This is a genomic window from Lactobacillus kimbladii (assembly GCF_000970755.1).
Lineage (GTDB): Bacteria > Bacillota > Bacilli > Lactobacillales > Lactobacillaceae > Lactobacillus > Lactobacillus kimbladii.
The window spans coordinates 37,524-60,244 of sequence record NZ_KQ034007.1; the positions used below are offsets into that span (position 1 = coordinate 37,524).

At 36.1% G+C, this 22,721-nt stretch carries 22 protein-coding genes, 2 tRNA genes and 1 pseudogene; 17 read left to right on the plus strand and 8 right to left on the minus strand.

What is annotated here, in order from left to right; translation table 11 throughout:
• Positions 1 to 61: 61 nt before the first annotated feature.
• Entirely contained in the window at positions 62 to 1,312 is a 1,251-nt protein-coding gene (locus tag JF75_RS00675) for an MFS transporter (protein WP_046331431.1), read from the minus strand.
• Between the two features lie 216 nt (positions 1,313 to 1,528).
• Here JF75_RS00675 and JF75_RS00680 point away from each other — a divergent pair, with 216 nt between their 5' ends.
• Together JF75_RS00680 and JF75_RS10240 are read left to right on the plus strand one after the other, a co-directional pair.
• Positions 1,529 to 2,371: a helix-turn-helix domain-containing protein gene (locus JF75_RS00680; protein WP_046331432.1), complete on the plus strand. Its 843-nt coding sequence runs from the start codon at positions 1,529 to 1,531 to the stop codon at positions 2,369 to 2,371.
• Positions 2,372 to 2,440: 69 nt separating this feature from the next.
• Positions 2,441 to 3,835 carry an IS3 family transposase gene (locus JF75_RS10240; protein WP_046331433.1) on the plus strand — a complete coding sequence of 465 codons (1,395 nt, stop codon included), beginning with the start codon at positions 2,441 to 2,443 and terminating at the stop codon, positions 3,833 to 3,835.
• Between the two features lie 796 nt (positions 3,836 to 4,631).
• Here JF75_RS10240 and JF75_RS10715 read toward each other — a convergent pair.
• Complete coding sequence (locus JF75_RS10715; RefSeq protein ID WP_280682928.1) at positions 4,632 to 4,757, minus strand: hypothetical protein; 126 nt, start codon at positions 4,755 to 4,757, stop codon at positions 4,632 to 4,634.
• 197 nt (positions 4,758 to 4,954) lie between these two features.
• A complete protein-coding gene (locus JF75_RS10300) occupies positions 4,955 to 5,284 on the minus strand; it encodes an IS3 family transposase (protein ID WP_084605662.1) in 330 nt (109 codons plus the stop codon).
• 228 nt (positions 5,285 to 5,512) lie between these two features.
• Here JF75_RS10300 and JF75_RS00690 point away from each other — a divergent pair, with 228 nt between their 5' ends.
• From JF75_RS00690 to JF75_RS00715, 6 genes are all read left to right on the plus strand, one after another.
• Positions 5,513 to 5,848, plus strand: coding sequence for a transposase (locus JF75_RS00690; protein WP_046331434.1), 336 nt, complete (start codon positions 5,513 to 5,515; stop codon positions 5,846 to 5,848).
• A gap of 358 nt (positions 5,849 to 6,206) precedes the next feature.
• Entirely contained in the window at positions 6,207 to 6,596 is a 390-nt protein-coding gene (locus JF75_RS00695; protein ID WP_141639298.1) for a hypothetical protein, read from the plus strand.
• Between the two features lie 28 nt (positions 6,597 to 6,624).
• Positions 6,625 to 6,789, plus strand: coding sequence for a hypothetical protein (locus tag JF75_RS10560; protein WP_167334199.1), 165 nt, complete (start codon positions 6,625 to 6,627; stop codon positions 6,787 to 6,789).
• A gap of 209 nt (positions 6,790 to 6,998) precedes the next feature.
• Positions 6,999 to 7,607 carry a matrixin family metalloprotease gene (locus JF75_RS00700; protein WP_167334200.1) on the plus strand — a complete coding sequence of 203 codons (609 nt, stop codon included), beginning with the start codon at positions 6,999 to 7,001 and terminating at the stop codon, positions 7,605 to 7,607.
• 127 nt (positions 7,608 to 7,734) lie between these two features.
• Positions 7,735 to 8,376 carry a hypothetical protein gene (locus JF75_RS00705; protein ID WP_046331436.1) on the plus strand — a complete coding sequence of 214 codons (642 nt, stop codon included), beginning with the start codon at positions 7,735 to 7,737 and terminating at the stop codon, positions 8,374 to 8,376.
• An 856-nt stretch (positions 8,377 to 9,232) separates the two neighbouring features.
• Positions 9,233 to 10,807 (plus strand): ATP-binding cassette domain-containing protein, encoded by a 1,575-nt coding sequence (locus JF75_RS00715; protein WP_046331438.1) that lies wholly within the window; start codon positions 9,233 to 9,235, stop codon positions 10,805 to 10,807.
• 151 nt (positions 10,808 to 10,958) lie between these two features.
• On the opposite strand, the gene JF75_RS00720 is transcribed toward JF75_RS00715, so the two are convergent.
• The gene (locus JF75_RS00720; protein WP_141639299.1) at positions 10,959 to 11,297 is read right to left on the minus strand and encodes an IS3 family transposase; all 339 of its coding nucleotides are present in this window, start codon (positions 11,295 to 11,297) and stop codon (positions 10,959 to 10,961) included.
• Between JF75_RS00720 and JF75_RS10305 the strand changes: the two are divergent.
• Positions 11,268 to 11,369, plus strand: a pseudogene (locus JF75_RS10305) (IS3 family transposase); the annotation flags it as partial. The gene JF75_RS00720 and the pseudogene JF75_RS10305 sit on opposite strands and share 30 nt — an antisense overlap.
• Before the next feature lie 65 nt (positions 11,370 to 11,434).
• Here JF75_RS10305 and JF75_RS00725 read toward each other — a convergent pair.
• Together JF75_RS00725 and JF75_RS00730 are read right to left on the minus strand one after the other, a co-directional pair.
• Positions 11,435 to 12,520 carry a DUF4097 family beta strand repeat-containing protein gene (locus JF75_RS00725; RefSeq protein WP_046331439.1) on the minus strand — a complete coding sequence of 362 codons (1,086 nt, stop codon included), beginning with the start codon at positions 12,518 to 12,520 and terminating at the stop codon, positions 11,435 to 11,437.
• 94 nt (positions 12,521 to 12,614) lie between these two features.
• Positions 12,615 to 13,493: an alpha/beta hydrolase gene (locus JF75_RS00730; protein WP_052726837.1), complete on the minus strand. Its 879-nt coding sequence runs from the start codon at positions 13,491 to 13,493 to the stop codon at positions 12,615 to 12,617.
• A 128-nt stretch (positions 13,494 to 13,621) separates the two neighbouring features.
• Here JF75_RS00730 and JF75_RS00735 point away from each other — a divergent pair, with 128 nt between their 5' ends.
• Positions 13,622 to 14,131 carry a zeta toxin family protein gene (locus JF75_RS00735; protein WP_046331440.1) on the plus strand — a complete coding sequence of 170 codons (510 nt, stop codon included), beginning with the start codon at positions 13,622 to 13,624 and terminating at the stop codon, positions 14,129 to 14,131.
• A gap of 73 nt (positions 14,132 to 14,204) precedes the next feature.
• On the opposite strand, the gene JF75_RS00740 is transcribed toward JF75_RS00735, so the two are convergent.
• Together JF75_RS00740 and JF75_RS00745 are read right to left on the minus strand one after the other, a co-directional pair.
• Positions 14,205 to 14,280, minus strand: a tRNA-Lys gene (locus JF75_RS00740).
• A gap of 359 nt (positions 14,281 to 14,639) precedes the next feature.
• A tRNA-Lys gene (locus tag JF75_RS00745) sits at positions 14,640 to 14,712 on the minus strand.
• A gap of 140 nt (positions 14,713 to 14,852) precedes the next feature.
• Between JF75_RS00745 and yycF the strand changes: the two genes are divergently transcribed.
• From yycF to rlmH, 7 genes are all read left to right on the plus strand, one after another.
• A complete protein-coding gene (yycF, locus tag JF75_RS00750) occupies positions 14,853 to 15,569 on the plus strand; it encodes a response regulator YycF (RefSeq protein WP_046331441.1) in 717 nt (238 codons plus the stop codon).
• A 61-nt stretch (positions 15,570 to 15,630) separates the two neighbouring features.
• On the plus strand, positions 15,631 to 17,484 hold the full coding sequence (walK, locus tag JF75_RS00755; protein ID WP_046332877.1) for a cell wall metabolism sensor histidine kinase WalK: 1,854 nt from the start codon (positions 15,631 to 15,633) through the stop codon (positions 17,482 to 17,484).
• The gene (locus tag JF75_RS00760) at positions 17,474 to 18,808 is read left to right on the plus strand and encodes a hypothetical protein (RefSeq protein ID WP_046331442.1); all 1,335 of its coding nucleotides are present in this window, start codon (positions 17,474 to 17,476) and stop codon (positions 18,806 to 18,808) included. The genes walK and JF75_RS00760 overlap by 11 nt, the downstream gene beginning before the upstream one ends.
• A gap of 1 nt (position 18,809) precedes the next feature.
• Complete coding sequence (locus tag JF75_RS00765; protein WP_046331443.1) at positions 18,810 to 19,637, plus strand: two-component system regulatory protein YycI; 828 nt, start codon at positions 18,810 to 18,812, stop codon at positions 19,635 to 19,637.
• A 14-nt stretch (positions 19,638 to 19,651) separates the two neighbouring features.
• Positions 19,652 to 20,449, plus strand: coding sequence for an MBL fold metallo-hydrolase (locus JF75_RS00770; RefSeq protein ID WP_046331444.1), 798 nt, complete (start codon positions 19,652 to 19,654; stop codon positions 20,447 to 20,449).
• Between the two features lie 63 nt (positions 20,450 to 20,512).
• Entirely contained in the window at positions 20,513 to 21,721 is a 1,209-nt protein-coding gene (locus JF75_RS00775; protein WP_046331445.1) for a S1C family serine protease, read from the plus strand.
• 491 nt (positions 21,722 to 22,212) lie between these two features.
• A complete protein-coding gene (gene rlmH, locus JF75_RS00780) occupies positions 22,213 to 22,692 on the plus strand; it encodes a 23S rRNA (pseudouridine(1915)-N(3))-methyltransferase RlmH (RefSeq protein ID WP_046331446.1) in 480 nt (159 codons plus the stop codon).
• Positions 22,693 to 22,721 lie beyond the last annotated feature (29 nt).

The following is a 22,721-nucleotide window of genomic DNA, read 5'->3' on the forward strand; positions in this document are numbered from 1 at the left end:
AATGCACATTATGTTAAGTTGGATTGGTATGGATTTTTTTAGTAAAAACAACAATAAATTTCTATGCAATTTCAGCTTGTTTTGCTTTATTAACTTTTATCATTACAATCAGAGTAACAATGAAGACAATTGCGCTAAATCCTAAAACACCGTACAGGGCATAATTAACGTTGATTGTACCAGCTATGGTGGTAAATAATGTCGTCATTAATGGCCCAGCGATTGCTAAGATTGTGTTTAAAAGTCCGGCTGAAGAAGCTAAAATTTTGCGATCTACGGAGATCACCAACCATTGCATTAACTTAGGACTGCTCGTACCAGCTAAGAAGCCAAGAGTGGTCATTAAGATAAGGCAGAGTATGCTGCTCTTGTTCAAAATGACAACGGCCATAATGGCACTACTGATAGTAGATAATAAAGATAGTTGGAAAAGTGACGTGTTTTTAAGCAGCCTGGTGCCAACTGCACTGCCAAGGGCTAAGCCAATTGCGGCAGCAGCTCCTAGAAGTGCGATGGTGAAACTATAGCTGCCGATAAGCATGCTTTTATTGCCGGCAATAACGATTGAAATTAGTGGCTCAACAGAGCTGAGCAGACCATTAAGCATGGCTACAACTAAAACAATCGTTAAGAGTCCGTGGGCTTGACGTACTTGCTTGAATGATGAGCTAATCGTGGCAAAGAAGTTTTGGTCGTTGACCTCTTCTTTCTGGTCAGGCTGCTGTTTACGAACACTTGCCCCAATGTTGGCATAGAGTAAGCCGGCTGATAAGAAGGTCAGCGCATTGACAATGGCCAGTTCTGAGTATGACATGAAGAGCAGGAGCCCGGAACCGACGAATTGTGCGACCAACGTAATTAGTTGTGATACACCACTGGTAAAACCCTGGGCTTCAGCCATTTCATTTTCACCGACGAGACCAACAATTAAGGGTGTTTGTAATCCACCAGAATACATGCCGGAGAGATCAGACACAAAGTTGAGTCCGATAACCATTAAAACTAGGTTCCAGCCGGCAATATTGGTGACAAATAGTAGGCCTACCAGCATGTACAGGGCAAAGCGGATGACTGCAAGCCAGACAATTACACGGTACTTGTTGTGCGTCCGGTCCGCTAGGTAGCCACTGAGACTTTGAATAAGGTCTGGAAGCGATTCGGTAATCGCAATCAAAGATAATGCTAGAGAATAATTTTTTAATTTGCTGGCATAAGTCATGAGAGCCAGGTAGAACAGGATGTTGCCTGCACCAGACAACCAGCTGGCAAGAGTAAATTTTCTGTAGTTTTTATTCTTTAAAAAGATGTTCATAATATTTGCCTCTCATTTCTTAATTTGATGATATTTTTATTATAAAAGGGCTATAATTTTAAATATAAAAATGTCGTATTCGAAATTTTTTGATCAAATAAGAAAGAGGCAAGTGAATCAGAATAAATATAATATTAATATTTATTGAGAAAAATAAATCCAGGCGTAATAAAAATTAAAGATATAGTATTACAAGTGACAGGAATGGAGAAAATTATGACTATTGGTAGCTTATTAAGAAAATTTCGACTGAATAAAGAAAAAACTCAACGAGAATGGATTGGGGATATTGTAAGTCCTTCCTATTACTCTAAGGTAGAAAAGGATATTCATCGTATTTCTGCAGAAGATTTAGTAAGTTTACTGAATTATAATTCTGTCTCTTTACTTGATTTTTTTGGTGAACTAAATAGTTCTAAACAATCAAAATATAATCAAGAACGTGAATTAATGACTGTAATAAATGATGCTTATTACCGGAATTCAAAAAACGAATTGTTAAAGTTGAAAGAATTTGTTAGTGAAAGTGATCTTCCTAATAAAGAATCTGACTTACTTTATCTGGATGCTTATATTGCTGATATAAATAATGAAAACTTAGATGATGTAGAAAAACAGGCTTTAAAAGATCAAATATTTAGTAAACCTAATTTTGATAAGTCTAAATTGGTACTGTATTGCAATTTTATGATGTTCTATGATCTTGAAAGTAATTTGTTGATTACTAGACGAGTGATTAAACAATTTCAAGGATCTAATGATGTTAATACATTGGAAATGATTTTAAGTGTTATTGGTAATTTGTTAATTCAGTGCATTGAAGAAAATGAGTATGATGAAACAAAATTTTTGATTATTACTGCAGATCAAATTTCTACTAGACCTGGATTGTTCTTTTATAAAAATGTTATTTTACTACTTAAAAATATGGTTAAGTATCACTACGAACCTAAAAACGAGTATTTGAAAATTTGCCAAATAGCAATTGAAAATTTTTCTTTATTGGGTATGAATGAATATGGCAAAGAATTAAATCAATTTTTTGAACAGCAAAAATAAAAAAGTTTCGTATTTAACATAAATGGTGATATGACCCCCAAATTTAGGACAAATTTGGGGGTTATTTTTATGTCTAAATTATCCAAACAAGATAAAATTGAAATCTATCATCTTTGGCACGATTATCAAATAAGCCCTGCTGAGCTAAGTCAGCGTTATCGGGTTGGCAAGACTAATATTAATTACTTGTTAGCTTTAATTGGCCGTCACGGTCTAGCTATTTTAGACCAGCCTTTCACTGCTTATACAAGTAATTTTAAGGAGCAAGCTCTCAAGCGAATCATAGTTAAACATGAGCCTGCCCGTCGAGTATCTATTGACTTGGGCTTAAAAAGTAGTGGCATGTTGTACAACTGGCTGCACGAATATCGTAAAAATGGGTATAATATCGTTAACAAGCAGAGAGGACGACCGCCCCATGACCAAAAGAGAACAGCTGATCAAACAGGAAAATCAGCGGCTCAAGCAAGAGAACGAACGCTTACGCCAGCAGAACTTAAAGCTGAAAATCGAGAACGAATTTGTAAAAAAATTGAGCGTCTTAGTCGACCAGCGGACCAAGAACCGCAAGCCGCGGAAATAGCCCAGGCAGTTACCCAACTAAGGCGCGAGCTTAAAGTCAGCGTAACTTTTATTCTTGATACCATTAATGCCAATCCCAATCTGCCCCATCTATCTCGTAGTAATTACTACTACACTTTAAAGAAGAAGGATAAAGAGCGAGATAATCGAGAAATAATGGCAGAAATCAAAACTATCTATGAAGAACACAAGCACCGCTATGGCTATCGCCGCATTACTGCAGAGCTTAGGCGTCGCGGTTTATTAGTCAACCATAAAAAGGTGCAGCGCTTAATGAACAAGCTGAAACTGTTTGGCATAGTCAGTAAACGCTGGCACAAATACAGCAGCTATCGCGGCACTCAGGGTCCGATTAAGTCTGACCTGATTAAACGCAGCTTTAGTGCGGTTTATCCCAATCACAAATGGTATTCAGATGTGACGGAGTTTAAGCTCAAGGGGCAAAAGACCTACTTGTCACCGATCATTGATGGCTGCACCCAAGAGATTGTTTCCTATACCATTTCCCGCAGTCCTAATCTTAAGCAGACCATGGATATGTTAAAAAAAGCCTGGGACAAGCATCCGGCACTGAATGGTTTGATCTTTCACACTGATCAAGGCTGGCAATACCAAAACGGCCAGTTTCAAGCGTGGCTGAAAAATCATGGCATTAGCCAGTCAATGTCACGCAAGGGCAATTCGCTTGATGATGGGTTAATGGCAGGCTTCTTCGGAATACTCAAACGAGAAATGTTTTATGGCTTTGAAAAACAGTTTAAAAATCTCACTGAACTGGAAGACGGGATTAGAGACTACATTGAGTATTACAATCAGAAAAGAATCAAGATCAAACTAAAAGGACTAACTCCGCTTGAATATCGGCAGTTAGTCCTCGGTTAGCAGCTAATAAAGTGTCCTAATTTTAGGGTTCACATCATGGTTCAAATACGAAACTTTTTTAAAAACTTAGAAATAGCAAATATACTAGAAACATAAACACGAGGAAGAAAGATTAAAAATCTAACTTGTGAAGTCAATAGAAATATAAGATTGTAAGGAGATGATGATAATGCTAATAAGGTCTTGTCCTTGGTGGGTATGGAATAGGATATAATTTTTAATTAATTTAAAGGAAGTGATATTTATGTTAAGAATGGGAATTGTAATAGGCGATGAAGTTTGGCGCCATTAATAAGAAAAAATAATATGAAAGCTATACTGATGGTGTTTTTATAAAATTTAGAAAAAAGAGGAGAAATAATAATGAATGAATTGACAAGAGGAATTCACATTCATGTAGATATCGATGTTGACTAGTAAGAAAAAGAATAATTAGGATCGTAACATTTTAAATTAAAGGAGGTAGCAATTAATGAATGAACTGACAAGAGGAATTCACATTCATGTAGGTATCGATGTTGACTAATAAGAAAAAGAATTAATCTCAAAGTTGATTCTCAATGTTAAATTTCAAAAAATTATTAGTTAAATAAAAGTAGCAGTATAAATAAAAACGTTGGAAAGGAGAAACCAATATAAAAAAATCTTTTAGAATTGGCCCACCATGGTTCTTTTAAGTATAACTTTATTTGAAAAAGAATTAATTTATTGCAAAAAAAATTACACGAAAGTAAATAATCGTGTAGTGACCAAAAACATTAGAAGCATTGCCCTGCATGGCAATGCTTTTTATTTGTCAATATGCTAAAGGAAGTATAGCACGTTTAAAATAGTTTTGACCACCATGATTTTTGGTGGTCTTTTTCTTTTTTGTAGGACTGGCTGAAACCTTTTTAAGTTCTGCGACTTTTTTCTCGGCCATTAGTTGTAATTGCTGCGATTGATCAAGCAATTTTTGCGTCTGATCAAGAGTATCATGCAGGCGAGCTATTTCTTGATCTTTGCTGACAAGCTGTTCATGATAAGTTTGTTCTAACAGGTCTAAATGCTTTAATAGCGCGCTTTCTTGCTCTTTTTTGTTTACCGGTTGAAGTTAACCCCTAGAATTGGACGTTAACATTAATTCATGTTTGCTAAGGCCGTATTTCGATATTCAATCGGGGTGCGGCCTTTTAGCGTGTGCCTGATTCTAGCTTGATTGTAGTATTTGATCCATTTTTCCATGGCCTCCTGCAGCGCCTTCTTAGTAGGATAGGTATAGGTGTAGTAGTCTAGCTCAACCTTCATGATGTGAAAGAGACTCTCGCAGGCCGCATTGTCGTAGCAGGTCGCCCGTCGCGACATGCTTTGAAAAACGTGGTGCTGTTTTAGGGTCTGACAATATGCTTTGGACTGGTATTGAATGCCCTGATCGCTGTGAATCGTCATGCGGTAAGGCAGTTTGGGCATGATTTTTGGAACTTTTAAAAAATTGGGGCAGTCATTTTTGAGCGAAAAGTGAAATGGTTTTGGCAGGTAAATTATTCAGCTTGTCGCTAGGAAGTTGTCCATTTGGTGGAAAATTAGGTGTAAAAGTATATCCGAGGGTGACAAAACGGCTCACAGGGGCTAAATCAGGCAAGCTGATGTTGGTAGGTTAAAAGAGAATAAAAAATAAACGAAAATTGCAATTTTAAGTTGAACACTTTTTACGATATTTTAAGCAAGAATTATCTTAAAATTGCTTTTCAACCTAAACATCAAGCTGATGAACGTCAAAGCTTATGCAATATGGTTGATCAAATGAAGTTTCCTGAACCAACGATTGTTTTAGCCGATCGCGGTTACGAATCTTTTAATGTCTTTGAACACCTTAAGCAAGCTGGACAAAAGTTTCTTATCCGTGCTAAAGATGTCAACAGTAATGGCTTCTTAAGTCACCTAACATTGCCACAGACACCAACTTTTGATGTAATTGTTGATTTTAAACTAACCAGAAGACAAACCAAGGCAATCAGTATGGTTCGATCTTAAATTCTTATGCTTTATCCTTAATGAATGAGGCTAATGTCAGTATTGCTAGGACGTAGCGCATGATTATGGGCTTAAGCTATGATGCCTTGCGGCCTAATCAGGGTTACTTAGCTAAATTATAAAAGCAAGCAGCTAAACAGTTAGCGCCCTTTAATGCCGAGTTAAAAGCAAAACTGCTTAAACAAAAGCTGCTTTATTGGGACGATACTGTGGTAATGGGTTGATACTAAACGAGCTTGTCTGCGCTACTATGGTACAGAGAAGCTAGACTTATACAAAGCCCATCATCATAAAGATCTGGCTGGTATTAAGGATGATCAGCTGTTAACTCAATTACCAGCTGACTGACACGTAATGCATGACCATAATAAAGTCAACCTACAATCACATTTTTAATTACGACAATATTGAATGTAATGTCCATCTCATGCGGGACTTACAAAAGTGCATTGATAATACTGGCAATCAATGGGCTAAAGACCTGCGGAAGTTGCTCAGTCTGACCAATATGAACCGTAAAAATCTCCTTGAACAAGGGATTGAAAGTTTTGATGAAGTAACTGAAGCCGAGTTTTATTTCAAATTAGATCAAGCATTAAGTTTAGGTTATCAAGAATGGCAGCAGCCAGGTAATTCTTACTATGCACTGATGGAACATACTTTAATCAAACGAATAGTGACTTATACCCCCGCAATATTTTGCCTGGGTAACCAATTTTGCCTTACCGTTTTCCAACAATTTGAGTGAGCGAAGTCTGCGCGGCGTCAAGAGCAAAATGAAGTTAGCTGGGCAGTTTGAAAATATCACCAGCAGTAAGAATTACGCGACGATCCGCAGTTACATTGAAACAAGTTATCGCAATGAGAAGAATCCCACTAAGGCCTTAGAGAAATTAATGGCCAGCAAACCGTATCAAGTTAAAGAGCTACTGCAAAAGTAGGCTTATTTAACGTACAGAAAACCCAGTATCGAACAAAGATACTGGGTTTTTTGAGCTTGGCTGTGAATAGTAACAACAAATAAGTATTTTTCCTTGCATAATAATAAGTGTGTTAAAATATGATTGTAAAAGTAATTTGAAAATAATTTAAGATCAAAAAAGAGGCCTATAGTATGAAAACTTTTAAAAAACTTTTGGCATGTATTAGCTTGCTTATATTTGGAGTAGGAATTACTGGCTCAAATTTTATTCAAGCGAATCAAGTTAAGGCAGATACTGACTACATTACACCTTCTAAGCCATGGAGGTACAAATATAATTCTGCTTATTACTATGACTTGTCAACTTCGAGTTATTATCAAGATGTTTGGAATAGTGCGATTAATTCGTGGATTAGTAACGGATTTTATTGGCAGAAAGCTTCAAATAGTTCGAAAACTACTTTAAGTAGTTATGATGGATCCGATGATTTGAGTATAGCCGGAAAAACAAATACGAAATATAATACAAGTACTGGACAAATCATTAGTAATCAAGTTCTTTTAAATAGAGCTGCACTTACAGCTTATGGTTATTCAAAGAGTGAACGTGTTAATGTCGCTGAACATGAATTAGGACATGCACTTGGACTTGCTCATAATGAGCCCGACAGCATATCAGTTATGAACCCTGCTAATAGATCTTATAGTATTCAAGATTGTGATGTTCGTGGTATGAATGCAATCTATTCTACACCTGCCCTATTCTCCGTGAGAGATTCAGGAGATATTATAACTGTTACTACTTATATGAAAATTGTCCCAAAGAGCAATCGTTAGTGTAAGTGTAATGGATTAATTGATTTTTAATTACTTTTACACACGTTGTCACTTAATTAAGCATTTAACTAAGGGAGATTTTTAAAGTCGTAAATTTATGTTGGTTTCAGAAGGGAGTTGAAATAATATGCGACTGAGCAAAGAAAAATTAGTATTAGGATGTATGATATTACTAGGGTTATGCATTTTTGGGAGTCAAATATCTCATGCAAAAACAGTTCCTCAAATAAGTAAAACGACTTTGACTTTCAATAAGAAGGACAATGAAGCTAAACTAAAAGGTAAAGCTAAAGGTATTAAAAAGTTAAAGGTGCTATATAATAGAAATGTAATTAAAACAGTTAATATTAGTAAAAAAGGACGCTTTTCTTCAAATTTGAAATTTAGTGGCTATAAAGATGTTATCTTATGTGGTTTAAATAAGTCTGGTAAAGAAATAGTAACTAGACGAAAACTAAGCAGTAAAAATTATGCTTCACCTAAACCGAGGATCAATGAGATTGAACGAAAAAATGGTGCAATTTATGTTGACGTGAATGCCAATGAAAATAGTACTCTTATTTTTTATTATAATGGGAAGAAAATTTATACAACTAGAATGAATAAAACAAATTCTCATGACATAACAGTAGCTTTTTCAGATTTTAATCTTACTAATGATTCAAAATACATTTTTGTTAAACAAAAGCAAGTAGGTAAAAAGATTAGTCCGGCCATAAAAACATTAATTCCGGATGAAGGGCAAGCTATCGTTTCAACGTATAATTAGACAAAACAAGGGTTCAATGTCATTAAGTTAAGCAAAACTTTTAATTTAAAAACTGCAATTTTCGATTTTGTTATTTCTGATAATGATATGTTAGAAAGTATACGACTATAGTGATGAGAGTGGTTACATTAAGCCCGATATTATCATTCATTTTCAAAGAAAGATATGATTTTTACCATCCCATACGATGATTTGAAAGATTATAAAGTATCAGGTAAACAAATGAAAGATATTGAAGAAATAAATATTTCGTTTATTTTACCAGAAAATGGGAATTTTTAACGCCACCTTTACCTCCTTTTGAATCCTCTAATTTTAAAAACCAACTAATTGCTATTCACGGCGGGGCAGTTTCTGATCAAAATAAAGCTATATTATTTGTTGGAGACAGAGGCTCAGGCAAAACCACACTAACAATTTCATTAGCTAATAAATTACATTATGAATATTTAACTGATGAAACAGTTGTTTTACAACGGTACACAGATTATGTTTATAGCTTCCCAAGATTAGTTTTAACAAGAACCTCGGCTGATATTAAATCAGCAAAAAACAAAAATAGAGCTGATAAAATGGTGCCCAAGCTTAATAAAGCAGGTGCAGAGGTGAAGCGAATTTATTTTCTTAATCCTACATATTCGCAGCCATTTGGTATCTTTAAGATAGCATCTTCAGAAGCTATTTCGAAGTTATTTGAATCATATAGATACATAGGAACAAGCGTCGAAAACTCATCTTCAACTTTAATTAATTTATCAAAAAAAGAATGCTTCAAAGTTTGCTATACGGCAGGAGACTTTACATCACTTAAAAATGCTGAATCGCTGATTTATAAAAACCTTATGAAGGAGTGACAATGAAAGTATATTTTAAAAAGCACCTTGGTGAAGTTTTATTAGCAAGTTTTCTTTTATTATCTAATTCAGTATTACAGGTTTATGCTGCTACTAAGATGGCACAACTAGCTAATTATTTAATTGAAAAGAAGCTTTTGTATTTTAGTAAGACACTTCTTATTATTTTTACTTTATGGTTTTCTACCTTTATTATCTCTTTGCTTGAAAGTTATGTTCAAGAAACTGTAACTCAAAATATATTAACTGATATTCGAGCTGAAATTACAAATAATATTATTGGATTAACGCAGTCTGAGTTTAAAAGTAAGCCAGTTGATTATTATGAATCTTATTTACAAAACGATACCAACATGATACAAAAAGAAGGCATCGAAACATTTTTTCTAATTATCCGTTTTTCTGGAAATGCGCTTTTTTCTTTAATTGCTTTATACGCTTATAATATTTCGCTTTTTATTGCTGCTATTATTTTAGTAACTATCATGACCATAGTTCCCAAAATTTGCAAAAATTATTTAGCAAATGGAATTAAAGGTGTTTCAGAAGCGAATGAAAAGTTTTTAAAAATCACAAGTAGTGGCTTACACGGATATGAAACTTTATATGCATTTAATGTCTTGGCCGAACTAAAAAGATTAGTCAATAACGGGTCAAATTTACTAAAGCATGCGAACGTTAAAAATACAGTTAGACGATCAATAATAGGTATAGTCACCGGAGTGATAAATATAGGAAGTCAATTAATAATTCTTGGCATTACAGGTTATCTCCATTTTCAAGGATTACTTACTGCGGGAGCTATATTGGCTACTGCTGAATTAGCAACAAAAGTTTTTGATTCCATCAATATTGTTGATCGCTACTTTTCCCAATTGTTATCAACAACTAGTTTATTTGAAAAGTTTGGTAAGTTAGTTCCTTCCAGAAATTTTAAGTGTAATACTCAGAATTTAGATGAAACAAATCTTTTAACGAAATTTGTTTCCCTTACATTCAAGAATGTTTACTTTTCTTATCCAGGCTCAAAAAATCAGATACTAACTAATTTTTCTTTTACTTTTAATAGAAACAACTTTTATAAGCTAAATGGAAAATCTGGTTCTGGGAAAAGTACACTTTTAAAACTTGCAACTAACCAATTACAGCCCCAAAAAGGGAAAATCCTTTTAAACGGAATTGATATTAAAACAATACCACAAACTATAATTAATAATATTATTATTTATGTACCACAAACCGTTACGATATTCCCACAATCCATAGATTATAATATTAAATTAGGACGTAATGTTAACAGCCAATTGTTAGAAAAAGTCAAAAATATTTACAAAATTAATAATGACTGGCATCCAGATTCTTTATCTGGTGGGGAACAACAAAGAGTCGCCTTAGCGCGCTTACTCAACCCAAAAGATAAATTAATTTTATTAGACGAAAGTTTTTCAAATATTGATCTTAAGTCGACTAAAGATATTTTGAATAATCTACTTAATCAAGTAGAAACTGTTATAATGGTATCACATAGAAGCCAAGAAATAGACCCCAAGCTTTTTAAATCAATTGATATTAAATAGCTTCCATATAATTTGCTAATAATAGACAACAAGGTAAAAAGCAAGTACTTGAAAATTTATTTGAACTTTATTATATTTTTAGAACTAACCATTTTGGTTAGTTCTTTTGTTTGGGCCGGATCGCCAAAACCTACTTGAGTCCATCTAGAACTTATTTGGTCTGTGGCCGCTGACTGATGGTGTAGCTGATGATTTCACCGCTGTAAAGATCTTTAAAGGGCGAGAAATATAACCGTTGGCTCATGCTCTTATTGCCATAGCGAAACTCGCTGATATCGGTGACTACCTTTTGGTAGGGCCGATCGGTCTTAAACTTCTGGTGGAAGCGGTTCTTCGCCTTCTTGCCTTGCGGACCTTTTGATGAATCATACTTGCCTGCACGCAAGTTGTATTTGCGGGCCAGCAGCTTGTGCTCCTTCATCAGTCGGTAAATGCGTTTATGGTTCACCTGCAGGCAGTACTGCGCGATTACGTTTACTGGTTCAACCACATCAGAAGTTCAAACAAACTAAAATACACGACTCCGATTAAATATCGGAATCGTGCGTTAGGTCTTGCTTAATAATAAAATGTCTAACTTTTTAGTTGCACTTCAATTTCGGGGGTCACATCAGCTGCGTCCTACTTTTATTTAATGATTATATCTCCATCCCTTAAGGTTGCTATTAACGAGTCACTTTGCATACTTTGACTGTTAAAACTATTGCCAATACTGGAATTGCGATAAATAATGTCGCCATCGTTTACTTTAAGTTGCACACTGATGTCATGGGCAAGTTGACCTAACTTCAAATCGCCATTCGTACTCTTAACAATATTTTGATCGGTTAGCTGGCTTTTCCTGATCAGAACATCTCCATCCTGTGCTTGCAAACTGATGTTAGCATGGCATTGGTTAATTTCTATATCTCCATCATCTGTTTGGGTAATTATTTGCTTAAGGATGCTGCGTTTAAAACTGCCGTCTCCGTTTTGCACTTTACTAGATAACTGAGCAATTTTTGACTGAGTAACAAAGCAATCAGCGTTCTGGCCGACAAAAATAAATTCATCTGAAACTCTGACATTGTTGATGTATATGTCACCATTATGAAGGTTAAGTACGATGTTTTTAAGTTTTAGATTTTGCAACATGATGTCACCATTATGACTTTGTCCACTAATTTTAGTTAAAGAATCTAGTTTAGGAACAGTAATTTCCACGCGACTGACAGCCGTGAGCCTGTTGAACATGATTACACTGTTTTTTTTCTCAACAGGAGCCTCTTTAACAACTAACGTTTGCTTGACTAAATTAGTTTCTATGGGTCTGCTGCTGTAATCTGCTACGGTTATTTGAAATTGACTACCTTGATGAATAATTACATCTGTAGTCTTAACTGCCAATTTTACTTGATTGAAGTTTTCAAGGGTAATGGTACGCTTTCTGCGGGGATATCTTTTGACACGCAAGCCATTAAAGTAATTATCACTGGCATGGGGGTCATTAGCAGAGGCAGTAACTGCTGTTAAAAATTTAACATAATCCTGCTTGATTTCTTTTGCAAGGTCATCCGGAGTACCTAGTTCTTTAACTATTTCTTCTTTTGCTTGAAAATCACCGTCCAGCAGAAAATCACGGTAGAAGTCAAGTGTATATTTTTGTTCTGATGTAGATAAAGACGTCAAATTCAGAGCCAATTTGGAGATGAAATTTTCGATTAGTGGAGTCATCCTGTTTCTCCTGTCACTATAAAATATCTTTTTTCTTTTTATTATACGCTATAATTTATGAAAAAAATATTAAAATTATTTATAGAATTAATAACTACTTGGGCCACAGAAACCGGCCGATAATCTGATCTACTTTGTAATTGTCGTGCAACTTGCTGTGTTGTCCAGCTGCACCCTTAATTTCAATTTCATGGTAATTCACTTTGCCACGCAACAAATATCGTAAAGATTGAGCTGAAACGCAACTGACGTCATCATCAGAATTGGTACCATTTTCTTTATTGCCAAAAATATTTAATACTGATACATTATTTGGAAAGTTATGACGATGCGCTAAAAAATATTGGTAGGATTGGGTCATGTATTTTGGCTTGCCATTTTTAAGCAGGTAATTATGATTAGGCTTCTCATCTAGACCGATAATACCATTAAATGGTGCTCCAAGATTAACCTGCTTTTTTAGTCGAGGCAAATCACGTTCCTGTCCGTATTTTAGTTGATAAGAGAGAGTCATGATATTTCCCATAGAATGAGCTACGGTATTATATTGCTTAATATGGTATTTTTGCTTTAAACATAATATCAGGTTGTAAAACCACTCACGTGTCGTATAATAGTTGCTGTTTTTATTATCTTGCAAAATTACTTGAATAAGCGGTCTTTTAGTTTTACGGGGCCAATTGCCTTGTAATTCAACTTTACCTGCAGGAGAAATTTTAGCTGTTAAAACTTTGTGTGCACCATTATGGCGTTCGGCATAAGCGATCATCCCAGCAGTTGAATGAACGCCAGCACCATAGCCATGCAAATAAATGGTAGGCGTAGCTTTAAAATGAGCTTTTTCCGTATTGGCGGAACTGACTTCATCCGTAGCCGTATGCGAATTTTTTTGTTCATAAGTGTGAAACAGGACGATTGTAACTAAGAGTAAACCTAAAATGCTGCTTAATCCTATTAACCATTTTTTCTTCATTAATATTGCCTACTTTGATCATTTATGTATTAATTATATCTTATATATATTATTCTATTATTAAAAATATAAAAGCTTAATAATAGCGTTAGCTTTTTAGACACTCGTATTGAAAGGAAAAAGATGCAATGACACCAATTTTTATTTTAATTAGAGGAAATTCAGGCAGTGGCAAAACTGTCTTAGCCAATTATTTGCAAAATCATTTTGGCTACCAAAAATGTTTACTTTTACATGAAGATTTATTGCGCCTTGATATTTTGCATGTTAAGGAAAAAGTGGCGGCGCCAACTGCCAGTCTGATAGAATTAATGATTGACTGGGGCAAACAATACTATCCTATAATTATATTGGAAGGAATATTGCCTAAAAGGATTTATGGCACAGCTTTAACTAAAATAATTCATGAATTTGGTGCAGGAGCCTTTGTTTATTACTTAGATATTTCTTTTGCGCAAACCGTAAAACATAATGAAGAAAAAGAAAGTCCTTTTTCACTTGAGATTCTCGAAAAGTGGTGGCTTGAACAAGATACACTTGGTGGAAAGGAGCGCAAGCTGACAAGTGCCACTGTCAAAGAACTGGCAGAACAAGTTCTAACGGATATTGCAGATTATGAAAACAAAAAAGGGGACTAGAAAGTCTCCTTCAAACTGAATTTTTTAAAAGCAATAAAAAAAGCACCGACTACTTGCAGTGCCATTTTTATTATGGTGGGTGGCCAGGGGCTCGAACCCTGGACCCACGGATTAAGAGTCCGTTGCTCTGCCAACTGAGCTAGCCACCCGTTACCATTTCTGTTGACAGTTAATTATGATAACAATTAATTCGGCTTTTGACAAGGCTTTTGTATAAAAAAGTATAAAGAATTCTGCTTAACATTTGCTTAGGGCAGAATTTGTAGTTATAAAGCTATAGTTTGTTGCTTTTATTTGTTAATTTCATGAAGTCTTGCAAAAGTAAAGTAAGTAGATGAAATACTGTTGAACCAATGCTTTTGCTGAAAAAGTGCTGGATTAATTGTTTAAAACAATAACAAATACAATAGAATTGACAAATGAAACTGATCTGATATTATATAAAGGTTTAAGGTCTTTTGACAAACAAAAAAGGTAGCAACCAACTGATTACTACCTTTATTATTAATGGGTGGCCAGGGGTTCGAACCCTGGACCCACGGATTAAGAGTCCGTTGCTCTGCCAGCTGAGCTAGCCACCCATAAGCGTTATTACAAATAACCAACGGAGACTATTATGCTATTATTTTCAGTGAAATGCAAGTTTTTTTATTAAATTTTGATGACTTTTTTGGCTAATAAACTAAAAACCAGTATAATGATAACAAAAGGGGGCTTTTCGATGTCAAAGAAAATTCTCGTTGTTGATGATGAAAAACCGATTTCTGATATTATTAAATTTAATTTGACAAAAGAGGGTTTTGACGTCGACACTGCTTATGATGGTGAAGAAGCTATCAAGAAGGTTGACGAATACAATCCTGACTTAATGATTTTAGACTTGATGCTACCCAAAAAAGACGGTTTGGATGTAGCGCGTGAAGTAAGACAAACTCATGATATGCCTATCATTATGGTGACAGCAAAAGATACTGAAATTGATAAAGTTTTGGGTCTGGAAATGGGCGCAGATGATTATGTGACTAAGCCTTTTTCTAACCGTGAATTAGTAGCGCGGGTGAAGGCTAATTTGCGTCGTCGCAATATCGTTAAAAAAGATGAAAGTGCCAGTGAAAATAGTTCAACTAAAAACATTGCTATTGGCAATTTAGTCATTATGCCAGATGCTTATATTGTCGAAAAAGAAGGCAAAAAAATCGAACTGACTCACCGTGAATTTGAGTTGCTGTATTATTTAGCGCAGCATATGGATCAGGTGATGACCAGGGAGCATCTTTTACAGACTGTTTGGGGCTATGACTACTTTGGCGATGTCCGGACAGTCGATGTTACTGTACACCGTTTGCGTGAAAAAATTGAAGATAATCCAATCCAGCCGCAGATTTTAGTAACTCGGCGCGGTGTTGGCTATTATGTAAAACAGCCTAATGAAGACTAGCAAAGAAAGCCCCGCAATGTTTAGCAAGCGCGGCTTTCTTTTTATTTTATTTTGTAAAGCTATGAAAAAAATCAAGAATAAGTTTAAACATTTAACTATTTCTATTAATACCACTTTAGCTATCGTGTTTATGGCGATGATTATTGCCACAATTGAAGTTATCGGTGCTTATTTTACGCGCCAATTGGAACAAAACAGTATTGACAATTTTCAATCTTCAATTCAGGTTTTGCCCATTGTATCCAATCAGCTGTCGACACAGTTAGTAAAGGATAATAAACATACTGACAGCAACTTGAATAGGATTGTTAACGATTATAGCAGTGGTATTGGCACAATTAGTGAAATTATTGTGGTGGATAATAAGGACATTATTCGTGCAGTCTCAAATTTAAATGATAAAAATCGTATTGGCCAACGAGTTAATAATACTCTGGTAAAGCAGGTAACTTCCACTGGTAGGCAGGCAACTAAAGTAGTTAATAATCACGGCGACTACATGGTGCAGGTTACTCCTTTAAATGCGGGTAACGGATCCGCTAATACTGTTGGCGCCATTTATGTGCGCGCGTCGATGCAGGGAGTTTTTAATGACTTGCGCAATATTTCACTGATGTTCCTGGTTACTTCTTTAATTGCGGCAGTAATGGGTGCCATTTTATCGCTAGTTGTTTCCCATGCGATTACTAAACCGATTGAAGAAATGCAAAGGCAAGCTCTTAGTATTGCTGACGGTGACTATTCAAGTCAAGTAAAGATCTATTCAAATGATGAGCTGGGTCAATTAGGACAGGCTTTTAATACGTTATCTGTCAGAATTGAACGCTCACAAGAAGAATCTGAAAGTGAGCAGCGCAGACTAGACAGCGTCCTGTCTCATATGAGTGACGGGGTTCTTGCTACTGACAGGCACGGCAATGTTAACGTTGTTAACCAAATGGCGCTCAACTTTTTAAACCAAACAGAAGATGGAATTATTAATAAGCCGATTGCTGAAGTCCTAGGTCTGGAAGAGTCTTCACAGGATCTGATTGGTAGCCAAAAGGGCATTGTGATTACAATTGGCCAGGGAACACGTGATGAAGTCATTTTACATGCCAGCTTTTCTCTTATTAAAAGGGTGACTGGTTTTGTCTCCGGTAGTGTTTGCGTTTTGCATGATATTACTGAACAACAGAAAAATGAGAATTCACAAAAGCAGTTTGTCTCTAATGTCTCTCATGAGTTGCGTACCCCGCTTACCAGTCTGCACGCGTACATTGAAACTTTAAATGAAGGGGCCTGGAAAGATCCCAATGTTGCTCCTAAATTTTTACAGGTAACACAAGAAGAAACCGAGCGCATGATCCGAATGATTAGTGAGCTTCTCAGCTTGTCGCGCATGGATAGAGGAGTTTCTAAAGTTGATGTGGAATGGGTTAACTTTAATGACTTTGTAGCTCATATCCTTGATCGCTTTGACATGATTGTCAAAACGGATAAAAAAGAAAACAAAAAATATACTATTAAGCGTGAGTTGGGCACACAGGCATTGTGGGTAGAAATCGATACAGATAAGTTTGCCCAAGTAATCGATAATATTATGAACAATGCTATTAAATATTCACCTGATGGTGGCGTGATCACAGTGAAACTTCATTCTGAACAAAAGCGGATTGTTCTCAGTATTGCTGATCAAGGTTTAGGCATTCCACGTGAAGATCTGACTAAAATCTTTGATCGCTTTTACCGCGTTGATAAAGCTCGCTCACGGGCTCAAGGCGGCACTGGTCTAGGTCTTGCGATTGCTAAAGAAATTGTGGAGGAACATCACGGTCATATTTGGGCCAATAGTAGTGAAGGCAACGGCTCTACTTTTTATATTGCACTGCCTTATGAACCAATGAGCGAAGGGGATGATTGGGATGAAGTCTAAATTTAAGCTCAGCGATGCGTTGCTTTTACTGGGGACGGTGGCTGTTTTCGTTCTCTCAATCGTTCTCTGGATTTTTATCATGACCAATGACCAGTATTTTAATCATATTAATCAAACAAACAGAGTAACTGAACAGGCAAAAAATAGGCGTGGCCGCATTGTTTCCAACCTGTATATCCCCACTAATTCTTATGGATTTAGAAACGGTCAGTTATACCGTTTATATGATGCTAAAAAGAATTTGCCCCTGGAATTTGTCAAAGAAATAAAAGGGGTAAGATACCGTAGTATTAATAAAATTAGCACTGGGAAAACGCAGTATGAAAAAATGCTGCATGATGAAAATTGTATTCAGCTAAGCTTTCCTAAAGAAGTTAGCATCAACTTGTTTACTAGGAAAAATGTTAGAAAAAATGATGTGCAATTTCGACGTGTCTTTGTGACAGACAGCAATAATTACCTTTATCTGGGGAATGATAAGACTTATACCGTTTACCGGGTTCATTTAATTAAAGGCAATTTTTCTAAACTACGCAATTATGCCAGCAGGGCTCAAGGCAGAATTCCAGTGGAGTTTGTACGTTTCAAAAATTGTTATGAGGTATTCTTTACTAAGCAAGACCATTGGAAAATATACAGCTATCTTACTAATACCCAAACTGATTCATATTTTGTATCTCGGCTCCTAGGTACTACTAACGTGACAACTCGCTCTAATAAAAAGGGCTGGACTACGTACTCGCTAAATTACTATACCAATTTGCGCGTCCCTAAGGCCAAAACTGAACGACATGATTTTCACTATACCCGTTATGAGAAGCGTAAAGACATATCGCTTAATGATCAGCTTTTAGAGAGCGTAGATTTTGTTCATAAATTAGGTTTAAGCGAGCAGGATTTGCGTTACTTTGATACTATAAATGATTCTATAAGCTACATTAACTATATTGAAGGCATACCAGTCTTTTGGGATAAAAATAATCCGCAGGTTGCAACAACTTTCACTGAAGATGCTGTAAAAGTTGATTTTAATAATACGGATTTGCAAATTCCAATACCTTTTGATGGGCAAACGAAAACTTTGCCGACAAGTACAGCAGTGATGCAAAGATTAGTAAATGCCGGTATGAGAAAAAATGAAATTCAACGTATAATAGTAGCCTTTAAGGTTGAAAAGGACAAATCACACGACCACTTGGTTAACTTGGTACCAGGATATTATGTTAAAGCATATGATGAGTGGAAGAGTTTAGCCGAATGGGAGAAAGTAGATTTTCTTGCCCTGAATAAATATAGGCAGACATTAACGGAAGAAGGGAAGTAAGATGGACCGTAAAAGAATAGAATGGTTGTTTTTCATTGTTTTCTTGTTAATCGATATTTATTTAGGAATTGAAATTTGGCGTTCGCCTATTAGTTTGAGCAATACTGCCGGTTCTACTGCAACGAGCATTCGTGCTGAGATGCGTGCTGATGGTATTGATGTGCCATTGCATATTTCACATAAACAACAGTCCGGCTATTATTTAGCCGTTAAAAATCGTGACTATCTTTCTGGTAAAAGCAGTGGTCTCACACAAGTTGCTACACATTATTCCAAAAGTGACAATTCTTTGACTGGTACACCCAAATCTATGATTTTGCTCAGTGGCAATCGTAAAAATAATATGCAGCAGCTGGAGGATTTTAAAAATGATCCTAAAAATGTTCCTTATGGTAAAACATTTAAGTTTGAACCCAGCATGTCTGGTGACAATACCTATTGTTATGTGCAAAATACCGATTACGGCCGCATTTATGACAGTGACGCGCAATTAACAATTAATGTGCGCGATAATCAAATTACTAACTATACTATTTCTTATATGGGCCCTATTAAAGCAGTTCGAGAACCGCAGTTAATTATCAGTGCGTGGCATGCTGTTAAGGCCATGTATACTGACAGGGAAATTGCCAACAATTCACGGGTAATGCGGGTTAGTTTAGGCTATTCTAGATTGACAGATGTTCGTGGCAGCACAATTTTATTACCTACATGGTTAATTCAAGTTGAAAATAAAACTACTAAGAACATCACTGTTAAAAGAGTTAATGCATTTACAGCACAAATCTTGCAGGGCAGCTCATATAATGTTAATGTACAGAAAAATTAGGAAGGGATAATGCGGTGCAAGTTTCTGTTTTAGCCAGCGGTTCGACTGGTAACACCAGCTTAATTGAAACTGGTCAGCATAAAATTTTAATGGATGCAGGTTTATCAGGTAAAAAAATTAAGACTTTATTGAGTGAAGTTGGCGTTGACATTAAAGACATTGACATGGTCTTTTTAAGTCATGATCATTCAGATCACAGCAAAGGACTGGGAGTTTTAATGCGTCGCTACCCTCAAATTGCTGCTTTTGCCAACAGTGGTACTTGGGAATATTTAACTGAAACACAAAAAATTGGGCAAATACCGGTTGAACAAATTAATATTATTGAGCCGGGGCAAACCAAGACTTTTGGCGATTTGGATGTGACAGCATTTGCGACTAGTCACGATGCGGCCCAGCCGCAATATTACGTTTTCACCAGTGGCGGTAAGCGCATCGCTTTTTTGACAGATACCGGCTATGTCTCTCGTAAAGTAAAAAGCGTGATTGAAGATGCGGATGCCTATCTCATGGAGTTTAATTATGATGATATGATGTTGCGCAATGGTCCATATTCCTGGAGCTTAAAACAACGCATTTTGTCAGATGTCGGACATTTATCAAATGATGATGCCGGGCAGGCTTTGCTCGATGTGGTGACAAGTAAAACCGAACACATTTTTTTAGCACATAGAAGTCAGCATAATAATACAGCAAAATTGGCTTATAATGCTGCTAAAAAAATAATGGTTGACGGGGATGCTAACTTGCCGAGTGATGTTAAAATTGTTCTGACCGATCCGATCCAGCCAACTAATTTAGTACAAATTTAAGGAAACTTTTTATCTTTTTTCAAGATTTGTTAGTATAGTAAAAAGATGTGTAAAGGAGATTAAATGATGAATAATCAAAACTCTGGTCATCAGCAGCATGGTTTTATGAAAACTGCTATTGTTGGTGTTGTTGCCGGATTAATCGGTGGTGGTGCTTCATATGTGGCCTTAGATCAAATTAATAACGCTAATATGAATAATAATGCTGAAACTAGTATTAGTTCAAATAGTGCCAAGACTTCCAGAAATAGTGCCAAAACCAGCGGAACAATGACGCCGGCTTATAATGATGTCAAAGGTGCTGTGGTTTCAGTTATTAATATGAAACGGCAATCAAGCAGCAGCAACTCGATTTTCGATATTTTTGGCGATGACGATAATGACAATAAAGGCAAGGGGAAATTGCAGACCTATAGCGAGGGCTCAGGCGTAATCTACCAGAGATCTGGCAATAAAGGCTATATTGTAACTAATAATCACGTTGTTTCTGGCAGTGACAAAGTGCAAGTCATGCTGTCCAATGGCAAAACAGTTAATGCACGTATTGTGGGTACGGATGCTACAACGGACTTGGCTGTTCTTTCCATTGATAGCAGCTATGTAACTCAAACAGCTGAATTTGGCGATTCTAAGAGTTTACAGGCTGGTCAAACGGTAATTGCAGTTGGTTCTCCTCTTGGCAGCGAATACGCTTCTACGGTTACTCAAGGAATAGTTTCGGCTCCGGCACGAAGTATCACTACTTCTTCTGCTAATCAGCAGACGGTTATTCAAACGGATGCCGCTATTAATCCGGGTAATTCGGGTGGTGCCCTAGTCAATTCTGCGGGGCAAGTGATTGGTATCAACTCAATGAAGCTTTCGCAATCAAGTGACGGTACATCAGTTGAAGGCATGGGTTTTGCCATTCCGTCCAATGAAGTGGTAACTATAGTTAATCAACTGGTTAAAAAAGGCAAGATTGTCCGTCCTCAACTAGGTGTTAAAGTGATTGCTTTGCAAGGCATACCTTACAGTAACAGAAAGCAACTTAACATTAAGTCCAATCTGAAAAATGGTATTTACATTGCTTCTGTTTCTAAGCACAGTGCAGCGTCTGCGGCAGGAATTAAAACTGGTGATGTAATTATCAAAGTTGACAACAAATCTGTGTCAGATGTAGCTTCGTTACACAGTATTTTGTATAATCACAAAGTCGGAGATACCATCAATTTGACCATTAACCGTAACGGCAAAGAGATTAATTTACGCGTAAAATTACAATCTGATTAAGCAAATAATATTCTAGAATTAAGTGATAAAAAGGCTATACTATGCGATTTCAAACATAAGTATAGTCTTTTTCTTAACATTAATACTGGGAAACATAAAAAAGTTCGAAATTTATTGCTGTCAAGCAAAAAACATAGCTAAAAATCTTGTTGACAATTGTGGATAACTTTGTGGATTGTGCATAAAATGCGAAAAAACGGTTGGGATAAATTGTGGATAACCTGTGAATTGTGTGTAAATAATAGTGAAATTTAATTAGTACAAACAGTTGTTCAAGGCTTAACAGCAGTATTTGAGGTCCAAAAGTTTGTGAAAAGCAACTATGAAAAATCTGTATGTGGGTAAATTAAGGATGATAAATACCAAAAAATTTTCAAAACACAATTTGTTCGCTTACTAAAGGTCAAAACCACAAAATGTAGTTTTGAGCTTTACACAGTTGTGGAAAAAGCAAGTGGAAACTTTGGGAATTGGGGGATAAAATAGCTATTATGAATATTAAAATTGTTTGTGTAGGCAAGTTAAAAGAAAAATATTTTAAAGATGCAATCGCTGAATATCAAAAAAGGCTGAGTAGGTTTGCTAAAGTGCAGGTGGTTGAGGTGGCCGATGAGAAGGCACCGGAAAAGTTTAGTCAAGCAGAACAAAATAGCGTTAAAGAAATAGAAGGAAAAAGAATCCTGAGTAAAATCAAGGATAAAGAATATGTTTTTGTGACTGCAATAAAGGGAAAGCAGAGAAGCAGTGAAAAATTCGCGCGGGAACTAAAGGATCTGGCCACCTACGGACATTCGGATTTGACTTTTGTAATTGGAGGCAGTTTGGGCACCAGCCCGGAAGTAAACAAGCGGGCCAATGATCTGCTGAGTTTTGGCGAATTGACTTTGCCACACCAGTTGATGCGGGTAGTTTTGATTGAACAAATCTATCGCGCATTTATGATTAACAGTGGCAGCCCGTATCATAAGTAAACCAAATGGCATTTTAAAAAGTGTATAGG

Excerpts from the sequence above, each read along its gene's own strand:
- JF75_RS10300 (WP_084605662.1), bottom strand. The coding sequence starts at position 5,284 with ATGCCCAAACTGCCTTACCGCATGACGATTCACAGCGATCAGGGCATT.
- JF75_RS00730 (WP_052726837.1), bottom strand. The coding sequence starts at position 13,493 with ATGAAGAAAAAATGGTTAATAGGATTAAGCAGCATTTTAGGTTTACTC.
- JF75_RS00735 (WP_046331440.1), top strand. The coding sequence starts at position 13,622 with ATGACACCAATTTTTATTTTAATTAGAGGAAATTCAGGCAGTGGCAAA.
- JF75_RS00695 (WP_141639298.1), top strand. The coding sequence starts at position 6,207 with ATGACCATAATAAAGTCAACCTACAATCACATTTTTAATTACGACAAT.
- JF75_RS00765 (WP_046331443.1), top strand. The coding sequence starts at position 18,810 with ATGGACCGTAAAAGAATAGAATGGTTGTTTTTCATTGTTTTCTTGTTA.
- JF75_RS00725 (WP_046331439.1), bottom strand. The coding sequence starts at position 12,520 with ATGACTCCACTAATCGAAAATTTCATCTCCAAATTGGCTCTGAATTTG.
- JF75_RS00705 (WP_046331436.1), top strand. The coding sequence starts at position 7,735 with ATGCGACTGAGCAAAGAAAAATTAGTATTAGGATGTATGATATTACTA.
- JF75_RS00760 (WP_046331442.1), top strand. The coding sequence starts at position 17,474 with ATGAAGTCTAAATTTAAGCTCAGCGATGCGTTGCTTTTACTGGGGACG.
- JF75_RS00680 (WP_046331432.1), top strand. The coding sequence starts at position 1,529 with ATGACTATTGGTAGCTTATTAAGAAAATTTCGACTGAATAAAGAAAAA.
- JF75_RS00775 (WP_046331445.1), top strand. The coding sequence starts at position 20,513 with ATGATGAATAATCAAAACTCTGGTCATCAGCAGCATGGTTTTATGAAA.
- rlmH (WP_046331446.1), top strand. The coding sequence starts at position 22,213 with ATGAATATTAAAATTGTTTGTGTAGGCAAGTTAAAAGAAAAATATTTT.
- walK (WP_046332877.1), top strand. The coding sequence starts at position 15,631 with ATGAAAAAAATCAAGAATAAGTTTAAACATTTAACTATTTCTATTAAT.
- JF75_RS10560 (WP_167334199.1), top strand. The coding sequence starts at position 6,625 with ATGAAGTTAGCTGGGCAGTTTGAAAATATCACCAGCAGTAAGAATTAC.
- yycF (WP_046331441.1), top strand. The coding sequence starts at position 14,853 with ATGTCAAAGAAAATTCTCGTTGTTGATGATGAAAAACCGATTTCTGAT.
- JF75_RS00715 (WP_046331438.1), top strand. The coding sequence starts at position 9,233 with ATGAAAGTATATTTTAAAAAGCACCTTGGTGAAGTTTTATTAGCAAGT.
- JF75_RS10240 (WP_046331433.1), top strand. The coding sequence starts at position 2,441 with ATGTCTAAATTATCCAAACAAGATAAAATTGAAATCTATCATCTTTGG.
- JF75_RS00675 (WP_046331431.1), bottom strand. The coding sequence starts at position 1,312 with ATGAACATCTTTTTAAAGAATAAAAACTACAGAAAATTTACTCTTGCC.
- JF75_RS10715 (WP_280682928.1), bottom strand. The coding sequence starts at position 4,757 with ATGGCCGAGAAAAAAGTCGCAGAACTTAAAAAGGTTTCAGCCAGTCCT.